General features: G+C 26.2%; 18 protein-coding genes. 5 read left to right on the forward strand and 13 right to left on the reverse strand.

The window, feature by feature from the left end:
• Positions 1–18: 18 nt before the first annotated feature.
• From N3D74_05140 to N3D74_05185, 10 genes are all read right to left on the reverse strand, one after another.
• Positions 19–435 carry an archease gene (locus tag N3D74_05140; GenBank protein ID MCX8095551.1) on the reverse strand — a complete coding sequence of 139 codons (417 nt, stop codon included), beginning with the start codon at positions 433–435 and terminating at the stop codon, positions 19–21.
• Positions 422–2,836, reverse strand: a complete 2,415-nt coding sequence (gyrA, locus tag N3D74_05145) for a DNA gyrase subunit A (protein MCX8095552.1) — start codon at positions 2,834–2,836, stop codon at positions 422–424. The genes N3D74_05140 and gyrA overlap by 14 nt, the downstream gene beginning before the upstream one ends.
• On the reverse strand, positions 2,826–4,727 hold the full coding sequence (locus tag N3D74_05150; GenBank protein MCX8095553.1) for a type IIA DNA topoisomerase subunit B: 1,902 nt from the start codon (positions 4,725–4,727) through the stop codon (positions 2,826–2,828). The genes gyrA and N3D74_05150 overlap by 11 nt, the downstream gene beginning before the upstream one ends.
• Positions 4,711–5,019 carry a DUF721 domain-containing protein gene (locus N3D74_05155; protein ID MCX8095554.1) on the reverse strand — a complete coding sequence of 103 codons (309 nt, stop codon included), beginning with the start codon at positions 5,017–5,019 and terminating at the stop codon, positions 4,711–4,713. The genes N3D74_05150 and N3D74_05155 overlap by 17 nt, the downstream gene beginning before the upstream one ends.
• Before the next feature lie 3 nt (positions 5,020–5,022).
• Positions 5,023–6,078: a DNA replication and repair protein RecF gene (gene recF / locus N3D74_05160; protein MCX8095555.1), complete on the reverse strand. Its 1,056-nt coding sequence runs from the start codon at positions 6,076–6,078 to the stop codon at positions 5,023–5,025.
• Positions 6,075–7,169, reverse strand: a complete 1,095-nt coding sequence (gene dnaN, locus N3D74_05165; protein MCX8095556.1) for a DNA polymerase III subunit beta — start codon at positions 7,167–7,169, stop codon at positions 6,075–6,077. Before dnaN ends, recF begins: the two co-directional genes overlap by 4 nt.
• 116 nt (positions 7,170–7,285) lie before the next feature.
• The gene (gene dnaA, locus N3D74_05170; protein ID MCX8095557.1) at positions 7,286–8,593 is read right to left on the reverse strand and encodes a chromosomal replication initiator protein DnaA; all 1,308 of its coding nucleotides are present in this window, start codon (positions 8,591–8,593) and stop codon (positions 7,286–7,288) included.
• Positions 8,594–8,787: 194 nt separating this feature from the next.
• A complete protein-coding gene (gene recR, locus N3D74_05175; protein MCX8095558.1) occupies positions 8,788–9,393 on the reverse strand; it encodes a recombination mediator RecR in 606 nt (201 codons plus the stop codon).
• Positions 9,394–9,395: 2 nt separating this feature from the next.
• Complete coding sequence (locus N3D74_05180; GenBank protein MCX8095559.1) at positions 9,396–10,436, reverse strand: Mrp/NBP35 family ATP-binding protein; 1,041 nt, start codon at positions 10,434–10,436, stop codon at positions 9,396–9,398.
• 11 nt (positions 10,437–10,447) lie between these two features.
• On the reverse strand, positions 10,448–11,818 hold the full coding sequence (locus N3D74_05185) for an MATE family efflux transporter (protein MCX8095560.1): 1,371 nt from the start codon (positions 11,816–11,818) through the stop codon (positions 10,448–10,450).
• Positions 11,819–11,938: 120 nt separating this feature from the next.
• Between N3D74_05185 and rplS the strand changes: the two genes are divergently transcribed.
• The 4 genes from rplS to N3D74_05205 are packed head-to-tail and all read left to right on the forward strand — an operon-like array spanning position 11,939 to position 14,779.
• The gene (gene rplS, locus N3D74_05190; GenBank protein ID MCX8095561.1) at positions 11,939–12,358 is read left to right on the forward strand and encodes a 50S ribosomal protein L19; all 420 of its coding nucleotides are present in this window, start codon (positions 11,939–11,941) and stop codon (positions 12,356–12,358) included.
• Positions 12,359–12,361: 3 nt separating this feature from the next.
• Entirely contained in the window at positions 12,362–12,886 is a 525-nt protein-coding gene (lepB, locus tag N3D74_05195; GenBank protein MCX8095562.1) for a signal peptidase I, read from the forward strand.
• Positions 12,873–13,538, forward strand: coding sequence for a ribonuclease HII (locus tag N3D74_05200; protein ID MCX8095563.1), 666 nt, complete (start codon positions 12,873–12,875; stop codon positions 13,536–13,538). Before lepB ends, N3D74_05200 begins: the two co-directional genes overlap by 14 nt.
• On the forward strand, positions 13,535–14,779 hold the full coding sequence (locus N3D74_05205) for a hypothetical protein (GenBank protein MCX8095564.1): 1,245 nt from the start codon (positions 13,535–13,537) through the stop codon (positions 14,777–14,779). Before N3D74_05200 ends, N3D74_05205 begins: the two co-directional genes overlap by 4 nt.
• Here N3D74_05205 and N3D74_05210 read toward each other — a convergent pair.
• Both N3D74_05210 and N3D74_05215 read right to left on the reverse strand, forming a co-directional pair.
• A complete protein-coding gene (locus tag N3D74_05210) occupies positions 14,739–15,632 on the reverse strand; it encodes a DMT family transporter (GenBank protein MCX8095565.1) in 894 nt (297 codons plus the stop codon). The two genes, N3D74_05205 and N3D74_05210, sit on opposite strands and share 41 nt — an antisense overlap.
• A 34-nt stretch (positions 15,633–15,666) precedes the next feature.
• Complete coding sequence (locus N3D74_05215) at positions 15,667–16,506, reverse strand: DMT family transporter (protein MCX8095566.1); 840 nt, start codon at positions 16,504–16,506, stop codon at positions 15,667–15,669.
• A 34-nt stretch (positions 16,507–16,540) separates the two neighbouring features.
• Here N3D74_05215 and mnmG point away from each other — a divergent pair, with 34 nt between their 5' ends.
• A complete protein-coding gene (gene mnmG, locus N3D74_05220) occupies positions 16,541–18,430 on the forward strand; it encodes a tRNA uridine-5-carboxymethylaminomethyl(34) synthesis enzyme MnmG (GenBank protein MCX8095567.1) in 1,890 nt (629 codons plus the stop codon).
• Here the strand turns inward: mnmG and N3D74_05225 are convergent.
• The coding region (locus N3D74_05225; GenBank protein ID MCX8095568.1) for a hypothetical protein at positions 18,424–19,267 on the reverse strand (844 nt) is incomplete at its 5' end. The genes mnmG and N3D74_05225 overlap by 7 nt on opposite strands.

A 19,267-nucleotide genomic window follows, 5' to 3' on the forward strand; every position in this document is an offset into this window, starting at 1 on the left:
AACCTCCTCAAGAAATTTTTATATATCAAAAATAATATCAACTTTATATAAATTATCAACTTTCTCTATTATCATATCTTCTAATGTGCACGCCTTAATCGCATATTTTATTTTATGTCTCTTTTCATCAAAAGTTTCTCCCCAAAATTTACCTTTTATTGAATCTTCATTTAATTCTATTATTTTAAATTCTTTTATTAAAAAAAATTTTGAATCAAAAAGATATATGAATTCATTTAAAAATTTATTAAGAAGCATTTCAATAAATTCTGATTTTATTTCAAAATTTATCTCATCTTTTATTTGAAGACCTTCTTCTTCTCTAATTAAAAAAAGAGCTCCTTCTCCTGCGTTTTCAAAAAGTTCAAGAAGAGTCTTTCCATAAACTCTTATTCCTATATCAGCAGTATGCGGAAAAATTTCAAATTTTTTCATCTCTATAAGCAGCAATTCCTCTTACTTCATCAACTGTATCAGTATTTATCAATTTAACTCCAGATGCATTCCTTTTTTGAATAGGAACTTCTTTTGACTTTATTCTTATAACTTTACCAAATTTAGTTACTATGAATAACTCATCTTTTTCACTTACACTTCTTATTGCAACTACTCCATCATTTTTTAATCTTATACCCCTCATTCCTGTTATTCCTCTATTTTTAAGTGGGATTTCTTTAAAATCTAATCTTTTTCCTTTTCCCTTTTGAGTTATTATAAAAATATATTTATTATCTTCTTCTATATCAAAACTAGCAATTTCATCATTATTTTTCAATTTTAATCCCCTTACACCTTTTGCTCCTCTTCCTTGAGGTTTTAACTTCTTCAATGTAAACTTTGCTATATTTCCATTTTTTGATATAACCACTATATTTTCTTCACCATTAACAACTCTAACTCTTTTTACAAAATCTTCTTTATCTAAATTTATTATTTTAACTCCATTTCTTCTTAAATTCTTTAAAAATAGATTCTCTACCAACTTAACTTTACCTTTTATTGTAAAAAGAAGAAGATATTTTTTATTTAAATCACCTGTGTAAATGGATGTAATTCTTTCATCAGGATGAAGTGGTAATAAAATATGAAGAGCTTCTCCTTTTGCTTTTTTCTCACCTTCAGGAATTTCATAAACAGGAAGAGAATATACCTTTCCAAAATTAGTAAATAGATATAAATTTTTATGGGTTGAAGTGAAATAAATATCTGAAATTTCATCTTCTCTTCCTAATGTAATCCCTTTAACACCCTTTCCACCTCTGTTTTGTGTTATAAAATTATTTAAATTTGTCCTTTTTATGTATCCATCATTTGTTAGAAAAACAATAACCTTTTCATCTTGAATGATATCTTTTATAGATAATTCTTCTATTTTTTCTTCTTTTATTTCAGTTTTTCTCTCATCTCCATACTTTTTCTTTATTTCAATCAACTCATCTTCAATTACTTTAAGAAGTGCGTTTCTATTAGTTAATATCTCATTTAATCTCTTTATATTATCTTCTTTTGTTTTTATATCTTTAATTAATTTTTCAACTTCAATTGACATTAATCTTGATAATCTCATATCCAAAATTGCATTACTTTGCTCATCATCAATCTCTAAAAGTAAATTTAATTTTTTTCTAGCGTCTTCTCTATCTTTTGAACCTTTAATTATTTCAATTACTTCTTCTAATCTATCGATTCCCTTTTTTATACCTGTTAATATTTTTAATTCTTTTTTCTCTTCTCTTAACTCAAAAATAGTTCTTTTTGTTATAACTTCCTCTCTAAATTCAAGAAAAGAAAGAAGCACTTCTTTTATAGAAAGTAGTTTTGGTCTACCATTAATTAAAGCAACAAAATTTACAGGAAAAGAGGTCTTTAGTTCTGTATATTCATATAGTTTTTTTTCAAAAATATTTGTATCAACATTTTTCTTTAACTCAATAACTATTCTTATTCCTTCTTTTGAAGATTCATCTCTTATATCATCAATTTCTTTTAATTTTCCATTTTTTACAAGTTCAACAATTCTTTTTATTAAATTTGCTTTGTTTACATTATATGGGATTTCATAAATTATGTAAGATAAAACTTTCCCAATTTTTTCAAATTTCCCCTTACCTTTAATTATTACAGAACCTCTTCCTGTTTCAAAGTAAGATTTTATTCCATCGTAGTTTAATATGACACCTCTTGTAGGAAAATCTGGACCTTTTAAAACTTTTAAAATTTCATCAATAGACTTATTTCTATCTCTTAAAAGAAGAATAAGTGCATCAATTACTTCATTTAAATTATGTGGAGGGATATTTGTTGCCATTCCAACTGCAATTCCTGTTGCTCCATTTAAAAGAATATTTGGTATTTTTGCAGGAAGAACCTCTGGTTCAAGTAGAGTGCTATCAAAATTTGGTCTAAATGGAACAGTCTCTTTTTCGAGGTCACTTAAAAGTTCTAATGATATTGGTGCAAGTCTTACCTCTGTATATCTCATTGCAGCAGGTGGATCTCCATCTAAACTTCCAAAATTTCCTTGGCCTTCAACAAGCGTGTATCTCATTGTAAAATCTTGAGCCATTCTAACAAGCGCTTCATAAACAGGGGCATCACCATGTGGATGGTATCTACCTAAAGTATCACCAACAATTCTTGCACTTTTTTTGAATGGTGAATTTGGAAGATTTCCCAATTCTTTCATGGAATAAAGTATTCTTCTTTGAACTGGTTTTAATCCATCTCTCACATCTGGAAGTGCTCTTGAAACTATTACACTTAATGCATAAGAAAGATAAGAATCTTTAAGTTCTTCCTCAATTGGAACTAAAACCTCTTTTTCCTTATATATCAAGTTCTTTCACCTCCAGAGCGTGCTCTTCAATAAAGTTTTTTCTTACGAAAACATCTTCTCCCATTAATGTATCAATTATTTCTTTTGCTCTTTCAGCATCTTGAACTTGAACTCTTTTAAGAATTCTTGTTTCAGGATTCATTGTAGTTTCATACAACTCTTCTGGATTCATTTCTCCAAGTCCTTTGTATCTATTTATAGAATATTTAATTCCTTGTTTTTCTAGTTCACTTATTATTTTATCTTTCTCTTCTTCAGAATAGGCATATTTTTTATTTTTTCCAAAATTAATTTTGTATAAAGGAGGCATTGCAACAAAAAGATAACCTTCTTCAATTATTTCTTTAAGATAGGTCCAGAAAAATGCGAGAAGTAAAGTTTTAATATGAGAACCATCAACATCTGCATCAGTCATTATAATTATTTTTTTATATCTTAATTTATTAATATCAAAATTTTCAAAAATTCCTGTGCCTAAAGAAGCAATAATCGATTTTATTTCATTGTTATCTAAAATTTTATGAACTGAAGATTTAATTGCATTAAGAATTTTTCCCCTTAAAGGTAAAATTGCTTGAGTTATTCTATTTCTTCCTTGTTTTGCGCTTCCACCAGCAGATTCACCTTCGACAATAAAAAGTTCAGCTTTTTCAGGATCTTTTTCTGAACAATCTGCAAGTTTTCCAGGAAGAGTTTCATCAAAAAAGACTTTTTTTCTTACAAGTTCTCTTGCTTTTCTTGCTGCCTCTCTTGCCTTTTTACTTAATTCAACTCTTTTTAAAATAGATTTAAGCGTATTTGGGTTTTTTTCTAAAAAACTTATTAAATTGTGGTATAAAAAATCTTCAAACTCTTTTTTTACCCAAGAATTTCCTAATTTAGTCTTTGTTTGACCTTCAAATTGTGGATCAAAAATTTTTATATTTATTATTGCAAATAATCCTTCTGCTGCATCTTCCCATGTAAAAGAATCATCATTTTTCAAGAAATCAAATTTTTTACCTTCTTCATTTAAAAATTTTGTTAAACCACTTTTAAAACCTGCAAGATGAGTGCCACCTTCTGATGTATATATTGAATTAACATAAGATAAAATATTGGTTTTTGTTGTGTTTGTATATGTAAAAATTACTTCAAAAAAATAATTTTCTTTTTCTTCATAAAAATATATTGGAGAAACAGTGCATTCTTTGTCTTTTATTAAATCATCAAAATAAGATTTAATACCTCCTTCAAACAAAAATTCCTCTTCTTTTTGTGTTCTCTCATCAATTAATTTTATTTTTACCCCTTTATTTAGAAATGCTAATGTAACAACTCTTTCTCTTATTATATTATAATCAAATTCTGTTGTTTCAAAAATATCTGGGTCTGGTTTAAATTTTATATAAGTTCCTGTTTTAATATCATTTATCTCTTCTTCTTTTAAATCTGTTATACTAACACCTCTAGAGTAAAATTGAAAATATTTTTTTCCATCTCTATAAACTTCAACATAAAGTTTAATAGATAATGCATTAACAACTGAAATGCCTACACCATGAAGTCCACCTGAAACTTTATATGCTTTACCTTCAAATTTACCTCCTGCATGAAGTTTTGTAAGTGCAAGTTCTATTCCAGATAATCCATATTGAGGATGAATATCTGGTGGAATTCCTCTTCCATCATCAAGAACGGATACAGAGTTATCTTTATGTATAGTAACAATAATATTTTTACAAAAACCTGCCATCGCTTCATCTATTGAATTGTCAACTACTTCAAAAACAAGATGATGAAGACCAGAAGAATCTGTTGAACCTATATACATACTTGGTCTTTTTCTTACACCCTCTAAGCCTTCAAGAACTTTTATAAAAGTTGCATCATAATTATTTCTTTCTTCCATATCCCTTCCTTTTTAAAAGAACTTTTACATCTTTTATGACTTCGAAGCCATATATCTCATTTATTTTATTTTTTATTTGAGGAAATAAATTTAAAAAATTTTCACTCCATGTTGGATGGTCTGAAAAGACAATGAGTGTGCCTTTTTTTACATCTTTTGGAATAATATGGTTTGAAATTAAATTACCTACATATTTCTTCCAGTTTAGAATGATGTCTTTTTCATATATTTTTTTCTTTAAATCTCTCTCTTCTATAAATCTATCTAAAATTTGAGAGAGTCTTTCTAGCATTATCTATTCTCCTTTTAATTCCAAAAAAAAAGTGGAACCCTTTGTTTTAAGTTCCACTGGAACAATCTCCTCTGAAAAGGAGGTTATAATTACCTGATTAAAATTATACAATATTTCTAATAAATTTTCAATTTTTCTCTTATCAATTGTTTCGAAAAGATCATCTATTAATATTATTGGCTTTTTATTCAAAATTTCATTGATTAACTTATAAAGTGATAAAATTAAGTATAAAGATATTTCTTCTATTTCTCCAAGTGAAAAGATATTTTTTATTTCAACTCCTTTATATAAAAAAAGAATATCATCAAGATGTGGACCAATTAATCCATAACCTCTCTCTATCTCTTCATTTTTTGTTTTATTTAATTCTTGAAGAGTAATTACTTTTGGATCATAAATTATATCTATTTTATTTAAATATATATTTAACAGCGCTCCTTTTAATTTATTTATAAAACTATCTCTTTTTTCCTGTATTTTAATTCCTCTATCATAAAGTTTTTCATTTAATGATTCAAGCAGTATCTCAAAATAAAAATTTCCTCTTTCCTCCTTTAATTTTTTTAAAATTGAATTTTTTGATTGTAAAATATCATTATATTCTAAAATTAAATTTTTATATTCTTTATCTATCATAGAGAGGAAATTATCCATAAAACCTCTTCTAAGCTCTGGTTCCTTCAATATAATATCTTTTGTTCTAAAGTTAAAAAAAATTACTGGAATAATTCCAACAAGTTCCTTTTGAGACTGAATTGGTTTACCATTTATTGAAATTAATTTTTTTTTATCTTTATAAATTATTTCAATTTTTATTTTAGAATCATTATCAAAAAAGGTTCCTCCTAAAAAGAAACTTGATTCAGGAAATTTTGGAAGTTCACTCTCTTTTAAATTATTAAATGTATTGCCTGAAGAAAGATAATAAATAGCATTGAGTAAATTTGTTTTTCCACTTCCATTTTTTCCAATTATTAAATTTATTTTTTCTTTAAATTCAAGAAAAAAATCTTCAAAATTTCTAAAAGTTAAAATTTTTATTTCTTTAATTATCATTCAGATCTATATGGCATAATAATGTAAAGATGTTTATTGCTATCTTTAAATGTTACTGGCGATTCACCATCAAAATATATTATTTTAACATTCTCTTCATCCATTGTTTTAATTCCTTCTAAAACCTTCTTATTATCAAGATAGATTTTTTCACTACCTCCTTTACCTTCAATTATTTCAATTTCTTCGACTCCCTCTCCTATATCAATTGAACTTCCTTTTAATATTAGTTGTTTATCTTTTATATCAAATTGAACTTTTCCACTACCTTCTCTTGTAATTAAAAGAAGTCTTTGAAGTGAATCAATTAAATTTTTTCTATTAACAATTATATATTTATCTTCATTTCTAGGAAGAACCATTTCATAATTTGGAAAATTTCCTTGACCTAATCTTGAAACAAAATAAATAGATCCACCTGTATAAGAAAAACTTTTCATAGAAAATGAAAGTTTAACATATTCTTTCTCTTCTAATTCTAATATTCTTTCTAGAACAGAAACACTTCCTTTGGGGATTAAAAAAGAAAAGTTTGCTTCGTCTTTTTTAAAATTTTCACTAACAAAAAAAGACAATCTATTTCCATCTGTTGAGATCATTTTTATATTTTCATCTTTAAATTCAACAAGACATGAAGAAAATTCTAATCGAGTTTTTTGTGGGTCTCCTATAGAAAATGATACTTTTTGGAGACCTTTATATAAAAATTCTTTATTAATAACAAATTCTTTTTCAATTTCATCAATAGTTATAAAAGGGTACTCTTCTTCAATGATTCTTATTTTATATTCTTTTCCATCTGAATTTATATTTATAAAACCTTCATTTTTATTTATTTCAATATCTTCTTTATTGAAAGATCTTATTAAATTTTGAAATGTTTTAGATGATACAAGAAATCTATCAATAGTTCCTTCATAATCGAAATAATATTTTATACCAACTTCGAGATCTGTTCCAACAATTAAACCTTTATTATTTTCGCTATCAATCAAAACATTAGAAAGAATAGGCATTGTTGGAGTTGATTTAATTATTCTATTTAATATTGTAAAACCTTTTAATAATTCCTCTCTTTTAACTTTAAACATAAGTTAATCCTCCTTCTAATTTTTAATATTCTATTTAGTAAATATAATATACTCTGTGGAAAAGTTTAATACCTATAGAAATAATTTTTAATAAAGAAAAAAATATCAACAAATTTTCAATCACCTATCAACAACCTTTTTAAATCTTCAATACAAGCTCTTAAATTTTCATCTTTCTTTAATTCTTTTTTTATTTTTTCAATTGAGTGTAAAACAGTAGAATGGTCTCTTCCACCAAAAATTTCTCCAATTTGTGGAAGTGAATAATTTGTTAATTCTCTTATAAGATACATTGCTATTTGTCTAGGAACAACATAATCTTGTGATCTTCTTTCTCCTTCAAGATCTTTTATAGATAGAGAAAAATAATCTGCAACAGTTGCTTTTATTTTATCAGGACTCAAATCAACCTTTTTTACTTTATCGTAAATACCAGAAAGAACTTTTTTTGCATAATCAATAGTTATTTCCTGATTACTTAATGATGCATGAGCAAGGATTCTAATTAATGCACCTTCTAATTCTCTTATATTGCTTGAAATACTTTCTGCTATAAAATTAAAAACATCATCTGGAACAAATATTTTTTCTTTTTCTGCCTTTTTCTTCAAAATAGCAACACGAGTTTCAAAATCTGGTGGAGCAATGTCCACCATAAGACCCCATTCAAATCTACTTCTTAATCTATCTTCAAGTGTTGGTATCTCTTTTGGTACTCTATCACTTGTTATTACAATCTGTTTATAATTATTATGTAAAGTATTGAATGTGTGAAAAAATTCTTCCTGAGTTCTTTCTTTTCCTGCTAAAAATTGAATATCATCTATTAAAAGACAATCTATATTTCTATATTTTTCATGAAATTCATTCATTTTATTTTTTTGAATTGAATTTATAACCTCATTTGTAAAAACTTCACTTGTTACATATGTTACTTTAAGAGCCGGTTTTGTTTTTATTATATAATGACCGATTGCTTGAATAAGATGAGTTTTTCCTAGTCCAACTCCTCCATAGATAAAAAGCGGATTATAAGATCTTCCAGGATTTTTTGCAACAGCCATACTTGCAGCATGAGCAAGTTTATTGCTTTCACCTACAACAAAATTTTCGAATGTATAATTTTCATTTAAACCGAAAGAATTTTTTTGTTCTATTTTTAGTTCTTCCTTTTCATCATCATCTTTTTTTAAAACAACAAATTCTATATCAATATCTTTTCCAGCAACAGCTCTTAAAACTTCCTTTATTAATGATAAATAGTTACTTCTAAGCCAATCTTTTGCAAACTCAGATATAACTCCAATTTTTAATTTTTCATCTCCTTCTTCAACCACTTCTGTTGTTTTAAACCAAGTTTCAAATGATGGTTTAGAAAGATAATCTTTAATTATTGCAAGAGCTTTTTCCCATATTCCTTTCATATCTTTTCCACATTTTCCACAGTTGCTTGTGGAAAACTCTTTTCAAAATTTCAAAAAAATTTTACATGTTTTCCACAAGCAACAAAATTGCTTTATTAGTATATAAAATTTTAATTTTATTTTCAACATAAAAACCAATGAAATTATAAATCTATTTTTTAATCATTTTATCGTTAAAAAGTTGTTAATTAAATTTACTTTTCTTCTTTTCTATCAAGTAGTGCTTGAATTAAAGAAGAGTCATCTATAGATTCAAGATATGTTGTTCCTGATATTCCTCTTGCAAGTGATGAAATTTTTAAATCATATTTTTTAAGAATTTTTTTTATATATTCTTTTGTAATATCTCCTTCCCATGTTGGAGATAAAGCAAAAATTACCTCTTTAACATCTCCACTTTTAACTCTTTCTTCAAGGGAACTTATTGTAAGGTGCTCTATTCCAAGACCTTGTGTAGTGGAAATATGCCCTCCTAAAACATGATATATCCCCTTATAATAACCCAATGATTCTATTCTAATTAAATCCTTTATATCTTCAACCACAAGAATTATTGATTTATCTCTAGTTATATCTTTACATATTAAGCAAGTATCTTCATTTTCAGCTAAATTAAAGCAAATTCTACATGTTTTAACATTTTTTCTTAAATTTTTAATACTTAAAATTAATTCATCTACTAAATCTTCTTTAGTTCTTAATAAAAAAAGGGAAATTCTTTCTGCGCTTTTTGGTCCAATCCCTGGAAGTTTAGATAAAATTTCAATTAATTTGTTTAAACTTTTAGGATATTGATACATATTTATAAAATATTTTTTAATATTTCTTCAGATATTTTATAAAACTCTTTTGATGATAATGAGTCAGGTTCTAATAAAACAATTGGAAATCCACTATCACTCCCTTTTCTTATATTTATTTCAATAGGAATTTTCCCTAAAAGAGGAACATTAAAATATTTACTCAATTTCTCTCCACCACCACTTCCAAAAATTTCATATTTTTGTCCTGATTCAGGACAAATAAAATAACTCATATTTTCAATAATTCCAATAATCTTTACATTTAATTTTTTAAATGCAATGGCAGATCTTGTAGCATCAAGAATTGAAACATCCTGTGGTGTTGTAACAACTATAACTCCATCTATAGGTAAAGAGCCACCAACTGTTAAAGTTTCATCTCCAGTTCCAGGGGGAAGATCAATCAACAAAAAGTCAAGTTTATCCCATAAAACATCATCATACAACTCTTCAATTGCTTTTGAAATAATTGGACCTCTCCAAAGTATTGGAGAGTTGTCTTTTTCAATAAAAAAGCCAATAGATATAACTTTTATTCCATATTTTTCTATAGGCAAAATTTTTCCATCTAAAACAGTTGGTTTTTCATCTATCCCTAACATAAGTGGTATATTTGGACCATTTATATCAGCATCAAGAACTCCTACTTTTAAATTCTTTTTTGAAAGTGAAACAGCGAGGTTTGTTGTAACAGTTGACTTTCCAACTCCGCCTTTCCCAGAAGCTATTGCAATGATATTTTTTATTCCCCCTTTTCTTTTTTTAAAAAAGATATTTAATTTTAAAGCATCAATCTCATCTTTACTCATTATCTTTAGATTTATATTAATATTCTCAAAGCCAATCTCTTTTAATTTATTTTCAACATCTTTTTTTATTTTATCTTTTAAAGGACAATCTCCGAAAGTTAGAAATAGATCAAGAGAAATTTTTTTATCATTAATTTCTAAATTTCTAATCATATTTAATTCAATAATACTTTTATTTAATTCAGGGTCTTTAATTTCTTTTAATTTTTCAAATAATTCCTCTTTTGTCAATTATCCTCCTACTAATCAAAAACATACCTTTTAAAGTTTGCTTTTTTATTAAAAATTATATAAAGATATATGCCTTTAAACATAATGTCTGTTGCCATAGCAACCCATGCGCCAAACATACCAAGAGTTAATATTTTCACCAAAACAAATGCAGCGGGTATCCTAATTAGGTACATACCAATAGTTGTTGCCCAAAAAGGAGAAGAAGTATTTCCTCCCCCTCTTAAACCGCCCATAAAAATTAAAACCATTGCAAAGAAAGGTTGTGCAATTGAAATTATTTTAACTGCAATTCTTGCATAATTTATAACACTTCTCTCATCAGTAAAAATTCTTATAAATAAATCTGGGAAAAAGAATAAAAGAACACCAACTCCACTCATAATTAGAAGTGTAATTTTTAAAGAGTTATATGTGTATTTTTTTGCAAGATCTTCATCTTCTTTTCCTATAGCTTTACCAACAAGAGTTGTTGTTGCATTTGTGAAGCCAAAGCCTGTATTAAAAGAAAGGGATTCTATGTTTATTGCAATTCTATGAGCAGCAAAAGCTTCTGTTCCAATTCCAAGAACAATATTACCAAAAAATAGATTTCCAAAAGAAAACATAAATCTTTCAAGAGATGCTGGAAAACCTATTTTAAACATATTTTTTATAATTTCAAAATTTAACTTAGTAAATTTAAAATCTACATAAAAACTTCTTTTTTTATTAAAAATCAAAACAAGATAAATTAAAAGAGCAACTCCTTTAGAAAGAGAAGTTGCAATAGCTGCTCCTTTAACACCCATTGCAGGAAATCCAAATTTACCAAAAATTAATACATAATCAAGAAAAACATTAATAGTGTTTGAAATTAGTGATAGATAAAATGGAGTCTTTGTATCACCTATTCCTCTAAAAATAGCACCAAATATTATTGGTGAAACAAAAACAATTGAAGGAGTAATTATATAAAAGAAGTAATCACCAGCTAATTTTTTTAAAGCAACTTCACCACTAAATAAATAAAAAACTCTATATGAGAATAAAATACCAAAAATGAAAAACAAAATCGATAGAAAAATTGAAAAATATATTCCCTGCCAAACTATATCTTTAGTTTTCTCTATTTTTCCAGCACCATAATTTTGTGCAACAAGTACATTAACACCAATATTAATTGCAACCATAAGAGCAAGAAAAACAAAAATTAATTGATTTGCGAGCCCAACTCCAGCTAGTGAAAGAGCTCCCAATCTTCCAACAAATGCCATATCAACAAATGAGAATACAGTATGTAATAAATTCTCACCAACTGCTGGAATAGATAGATTTAATATTTCTTTGTTAATATCAACATCTTCTTCTTTAAAAATTTTCTTATGATTCAGTAATAACAAATTCATATCAATCTTTATTTATATTAATTTAAAATAAAAATTTGTCAACTTTTTAAATGTGTGATATTATATATTAGATTTTCTTTAAAAGAAGTCTTTTACTACTCAAGGAGGAATAAGATGAGAGAGATTAAACTTGTTGAAAACAGTTTTTTAAGGAATGATTTACCTCAATTTAAACCAGGAGATACATTAAGGGTATATATAAAAATAAAAGAAGGCGGAAAAGAAAGAATACAAATTTTTGAAGGAATATGTATTGCAAGAACTGGTGGAGGAATAAGAGAAACATTCACAGTAAGAAAAGTTTCATTTGGTGTTGGTGTTGAAAAGATATTCCCACTTCACTCCCCATCAATTGATAAAATTGAAGTTGTAAGATTTGGTGATGTTAGAAGAGCAAAACTCTATTATCTAAGAGAACTAAAAGGTAAAAAAGCAAGAGTTAAAGAAAAGATAAAAACAAAGAAAATTTTTGAAGAGATATTAACTGAAGAAAATCAGGAAGAAACAACTAATAATGAAGAAAATTTAAATTAATTTATGAATAAAGTTGTAAGAGAAATTATTAGTTGGATTCTTACTTTTGTTATTGCTTTTGTCTTAGCATTTGGAATAAGAACATTTATATTTGAACCATATAGAGTGCAAATGTCTTCAATGAACCCAACTTTGTATGAAAATGATCTTATAATGGTTAATAAACTCATCTATAGATTTAGAGATCCTAAAAGAGGAGAAGTTGTTATTTTTAAACCACCTTATGGAGATAAAGATTATGTAAAAAGAGTTATAGGTCTTCCAGGCGAAACAATAGAAATTAGGGATGGTTTTGTTTATATAAATGGAAATAAATTAAATGAAAGTTATATAAAAAATTCTACCCCTGGGATTTATGGACCACTTGAAATTCCAGAAGGAACTGTTTTTGTTATGGGAGATAATCGAGGGAATTCCCTTGATTCAAGAGAATTTGGACCAATTGATATAAAAACAATAGATGGTAGAGCGGATTTTGTATTTTGGCCTTTAAATCATATAAAAAATTTAAACAATGTTAAATGGTGATAAATTATATATTGGAATTGATGAAGCTGGAAGGGGCGCTATTGCTGGGCCACTTGTTGTTGCATCATTTTTATACAATAAAGAAATACCTTTATTTGTAAAAGATTCTAAAAAATTATGTGAAGAAAAAAGAGAAGAGATTTTTAACTATTTTTTAAATGAAAAATTTTCTTTTGGAGTTGGTATAGTTAATCCTTCTTATATTGATAAAGAAGGAATAATTGAAGCCTTAAGATTAGGCATTGAACTATCTATAAATTTTGTATTAGGTAAAGAATCTACAGTTTATTGCGATAAATTTTTTGTTAATTACAAAATTTTTGAAAATTATTCTCTTTATTATGGTGAAAAAAAGAAAGATTTCGAAATTATAATTTTTATAGATGGAAATACACCTTTTTTAAATAGATATAAAATCATTTCAATTATTGATGGAGATAATAAAATTCCTTTAATTAGCGCTGCATCAATTGTAGCCAAAGTAATAAGAGATAAAATAATGATGAAAATAAGTAATATTTATAAAGATTATGAATTTGAAATAAACAAGGGATACGGAACAAAATCACATTTTGATAAATTGAAATCTCTTGGTTTTACAAATTGTCATAGAAAAACTTTTTTAAAGAATTTTATAGGAGGTAATTTATGAAAATTGGCCTTATTCCAATAAGTTCAGATGAATCTAAAAGAGCTCTTGAATTAAATTTTTTAAATGAAGTTAAATCTTATTTAGAGAAAAAAGGATTTCATTCTGAAGAGGTGAAAGAAAGCGAAAAATATGATTTTAATATATTTATAGTTGTTACAGGTGGAAGTGAAAAGAAGTTTTTAGATTTACACAAAAAATTAAGACCACCATATTTTTTTATTGCAAATAAATACAACAACTCTCTTCCTGCAACTATGGAAATAATAGCTTATCTTAAAGGAGAAGGTAAAGTTTTTTTATGGGATAAAAAAAGTGAAAAAAAAGATTTATTAAGAGCACTTAATGTACTTTCAATTAAAGAAAAAATTTTTGGTAAAAAAATTGGACTTATTGGCAATCCTAGTTATTGGTTAATTTCATCTACTCCAGAATTTAAATATGTTAAAGAAAGATTTGGAATTGAAATAGTAAATTATCCTATAGAGGAGATAATTGAGAGATTTAATAAAGAGGAGATAGATAGTGAGGTTGATGATGCTATTAAAAATTTAAAAAAAAGAGCAATAGAATTAAAAGATATAGATGAAGAAGATATAAAAAAAGCATTTAAATTTTATAAATTATTAAAAGATGTAGTAATAAAAAATAACTTTGATGCAATTAGTGTTGAGTGTTTTAGAATAATAAAGCCTCTTGATACTACAGGTTGTCTTGCTCTTTCACTTCTTACAAGTGAAAATATTATTTCTGGATGTGAAGGTGATATTCCATCAACATTAACAATGTATATAGTTAATAAATTAACTAATAAACACCCATTTATGGCTAATATTGCATCAATAGAAAGAGAAGGAGAAAAAACTACTGATTTGATACTTGCTCATTGTACAGTGCCCATTTCTCTTGTAAACTCATATTTACTAACAACACATTTTGAAACAGGGAAAGGAGTTGGAATAAAAGGATTTTTCAACAAAGAGGTTGGTACATTAGTAAGAATTGGTGGAGAAAAACTAGATAAAATATTCTTTTCAAGAGCAAAAATATTAGACAATTTAAGAGAAAATTTTATGTGTAGAACTCAAATTAAAGTTAAAGTGAATGCGAAATTTGACTATTTCATCAAATATCCTCTTGGAAATCATCACATATTTATTCCCGGAGATTATACTGAAGAATTAGAGATGCTTTCAAAAATCTTTAATCTTTCTTATTACTCCCCTCAATCCTTAAAGGATTAACAAGAAAAAGGCCAAGTATAATAAAAATTCCTCCTATTAAAGATAAATTAGAAAGTTTTTCTTTTAAAAAAACTATTCCACTTATTGTTCCAATTATTGGATTTAAATAAATAAATGAACTTGCAGTTGAGGCCTCTTTGTATTTTAAACCTTTATACCAAAATATATAACCAAAAAGAATTGAGAGAAAGCCAAGATAAAATATAGAAATTAGTGTTAAGTGATTTATGTTTAACAATTCTTTTATATTTGAGGTTCTTATAAAAGGAAATAGCATTATTGTGCCTATAAATATAATCCAAATTGTTGTATCTAAGGGGTCATATTTTTTAAAAAGAGGTTTTGACAAAATAGTTGAAGTAACCCAAGATAATACTGATAGTAAACTAAAAAAAGCACCTAAAAAACTTTCTATTTTAAAACCATATGATATTCCATATGTTAAAAAAATAACACCTACAAAAGAAATAAATAGACCAAATCCTTTTTTAATAGATATTTTTTCTTTTAAAAATATTGAAGATAAAAAGGTAGTTAAAACTGGATTAAGCCCTGATATAAGAGATGCAGTTGAAGCATTTATTAATGTCTCTGCCTTATTAATTGAAAGATGATAACCTGGAACATTCAAAAATGAAAGAAGAATTATTTTAATAATATCCTCTTTTTTTATAATTTTAATTTTATAAAGTGAGGGAAAGCAAAACAAAAAGGGAAAAATAATAAAAAACCTTGATGCTGCTAAAGATAAAGGAGAGAGTTCTCTTGTTGCAATTTTTATCATAACATAAGAATTTGCCCAAATAATTAACACTATAAAAAGCATAAGATTTATAAAAACAACTTTTTTCATAGATTTTTAATTATAATACAAAAATTTAAAAATCTTATTCTTTTTCTGAAATAGTTATTCCTAAAATAATTAAAATTGCACCTAAAATTTCTAATGTTTTTGGAATTTCATTAAAAAATATTATCCCAAGTAAAGTAGCACCAATAGGTTCTCCAAGAATTGTTAAACTTATAAAAATTGGCGAGAAAAATTTTAAAGAAAAATTTATGATTGAGTGTCCAATTACTTGTGGTAAAAGTGCTATTAAAAATAAAAGAAAAAACTCTCTTTTTTGTAAATATATAAGATTTTCTTTTAATATTAAAGATAAAGATAGTAAAACAAAAAAACTTATTAAATAAACTCTAAATATTATATTTATTAAATCATATTTTTTTCTTAATGAATAATTTGTAATTATATAAAGTGATGCAAAAATTGCACCAATTAGTGCAAGTGAATTTCCTTTTATATTTGCTGAAAATTCTCCGACATAAGACATAAGAAAAATACCAAATATTGAAAGAATGATTGCTAAGAAAGTTTTAATTTTTAATCTCTTTTTAAATAAAAAATATGAAAAGATTGAAACAAAAATTGGATTTGTTGTTACAAGAACTGTTGAACTCATAATTGTTGTAAATTTTAATGAAGTAATCCATGTATAGAAATGTAATGCTAGAAAAATTCCTGATAATAAAAACAAATAGCCTTCTCTTTCAATCTTTTTCTTTTTTAAAATAAAAATTGGAAGTAAAATAAGTGAACTTATTCCCATTCTATATGTTGCAATAACAAGTGGAGTTGATTCTGACATTTTTATAAATATTGCTGAAAAAGAAATCGTTAAAATTCCTATAAATAATAAAATATAAAGAAACCATTTTTTCTCCATAAGTTAAATTATAATATGATATAATTTAATTCCTATGGAGAGTTTTGATGTAATTGTGGTTGGTGGAGGACATGCTGGTTGCGAAGCAGCGCTTGCCTCTGCAAGAATGGGGGCTAAAACACTACTATTAACAATAACAATAGAATTTATTGCACACCCTCCATGTAATCCAGCAATAGGTGGTGTTGGTAAAGCACAAGTTGTAAGGGAAGTTGATGCTTTAGGAGGAGAGATTGCAAAAAATGCAGAAAGATCACTAACTCAAATTAAACTTCTAAATACAACAAAAGGACCTTCTGTTTGGTCATTGAGAGTTCAAATTGATAAAGCAAAATATAGAGAGGAGATGAGAAAAGTTATTGAAAATGAGAAAAATCTATATTTAAGACAGGGATTAGTTGAAGAACTTATAATAGATAAAGATAAAATTTCAGGGGTAATTACAAAAACAGGTGAAGTATATTTAGGAAAAGCAATTATTTTAACTCCTGGAACCTTTTTAAGAGGTATAGTTCATATAGGAAAAGAGATGATTGAATCTGGAAGATGGGGAGAACTTCCATCAATTGGTTTAGCAGAATCTTTAAGAAGAATTGGTTTTTCAATTAAAAGATTTAATACAGGAACTACGCCAAGAGTAGATATTAATTCAATAGATCTTAAAAAACTTGAAATTGATGAAGGAGAAAAAATTCCTCTTTCATTTTCATTCGAAACTAATCCTAAAGTTTGGGAAATACAACTACCATCTTATAAAGGTAAAACAAATGAAAACACAATTGAAGTTACTAGAAAATATCTAAATTTTGCACCCTCTGTTCTGGGGTTAATGGTTAAGGTTGGTCCAAGAACTTGTCCTTCAATTGAAGAAAAAGTAAGATGGTTTCCTGATAGAACAGAACACACATTTTTCCTTGAGAGAGAAGGGTTTAATACAAGTGAAACTTATGTTCAAGGTATGTATATGAGTGTTCCATACGAATATCAAATTGAAATTTTAAAAACTCTTCCTGGATTTGAAAATGTAAAAGTAATAAGACCTGGTTATGCAATTGCATATGACCTTATAGATCCAAGAGAACTTCTTTCAACTCTTCAAACAAAAAAGTTTGAAAATCTTTTTCTTGCTGGACAAATAAATGGAACAACAGGATATGATGAAGCAGCAGGTCAAGGAATAATTGCTGGAATAAATGCAGCTCTTTTTGTTCAAGGAAAAAAACTTATTGTTTTAAAAAGAGAAGAAGCATATATAGGAGTAATGATTGATGATTTGATTAATAAGGGAATTGATGAACCCTATAGAATAACACCATCTCATGTTGAATATAGAATTTTATTAAGACAAGATAACGCAGATTTAAGATTAACTCCTATTGGATATGAAGTTGGTTTAATTAGTTTTGATAGATATAAAAAAGTTTTAGATAAAAAAGAAAAAATTAACTCTCTATTAAATATTTTAATTAATAAAAAAATTACACCATCAATAGAAAACAATGAGCTTTTGAAATCAATAGAAGAAGATACAATAAATACACCATATTCTCTTTTTGATCTTTTAAAAAGACCTTCATTTAATATTGAAAAACTTAAGAAAATATTCCCTGAAGCAGAAAATTTTTCAGATGATATTCTTTTTGAAGTGATGATAGAAGCAAAATATTTTGGTTATATTAAAAGACAACAAAGGGAGATTGAAGAGTTAAAAAAATATGAAAAAATAAGAATTCCTGAGGATATAAATTATAATCTTGTCCCAAACCTTTCAAAACAAGCAATTGAAAGATTAACTTATTATAAGCCTAAAACATTAAAAGATGCAAAAGAGATTACAGGAGTTACTCCAGCTGACCTTGTAAATTTAATTATGTATATTGAAAAAAAGGATTATAAACCAAAAGAAAAAGATTTTGATCAATAAATATAAAACTCTTTTTCAAAAACTCCTAATTTTTCACCATATATATTATAAACCTGAAATATTATTTTATGTTTTCCTATTTTTTTCTCTCTATATTTAAAAATAAATGGTTTCTCAGTTATTATTTCTTTCATAACACCATCTACTAAAACTATAATAGAAAAAGCATCTTCAGGTGGATCAATTAATGTAAAAATTATTAGTTCATTTGCTTTTGGTTTTTCTGGTTCAATTTGAATAAAACTTTCTTTTATCTCTTTTAATACAGATACTCTTAACCCACCTTTCCCTTTAAGAGTTCCATCTTTTCCCCAAAGATAAACTGAAATATAGTATTCACCACTTTTTTCAGGATACCACATATATTTTAATGGTGGAGAATCTATAAAGGTTTTTTCACCATTTATATCAATTTCAAGAGTGTCACCAATTTTAAAATCTGTTTTTATTTCTAAATCTACCACCTCTTTTTCATATATTTTTTGAGGAACTATAATTTTTATTTCTACAAATTCATAACCTAGACCTGTACAATAATTCTTTGGAATATCATCTGGATCATAAAATATTTTAAGAATTTTTTCTTCTTCAATAAGATTTTTAGGAGCAAGAAGTTTTTCATTTTCTTTACAAACATAAACTTTATATTCTCTATGATAATTACACACTGGAACACTTTTTCCTAAAATAAAAAGGTCAACTCTTCCACTTTTACAAAATGAATTTTTAGTTAAACCTGTTTTAGTGCAGTAATTTCTATAAATAACTCTCTCTGGCCTTTCCCAATCAGTTGGATTTTTTATTTTTATAAGTTCTTTAAATATATTTCTCCATATC

Source organism: Caldisericia bacterium, from assembly GCA_026414995.1.
Lineage (GTDB): Bacteria > Caldisericota > Caldisericia > B22-G15 > B22-G15 > JAAYUH01.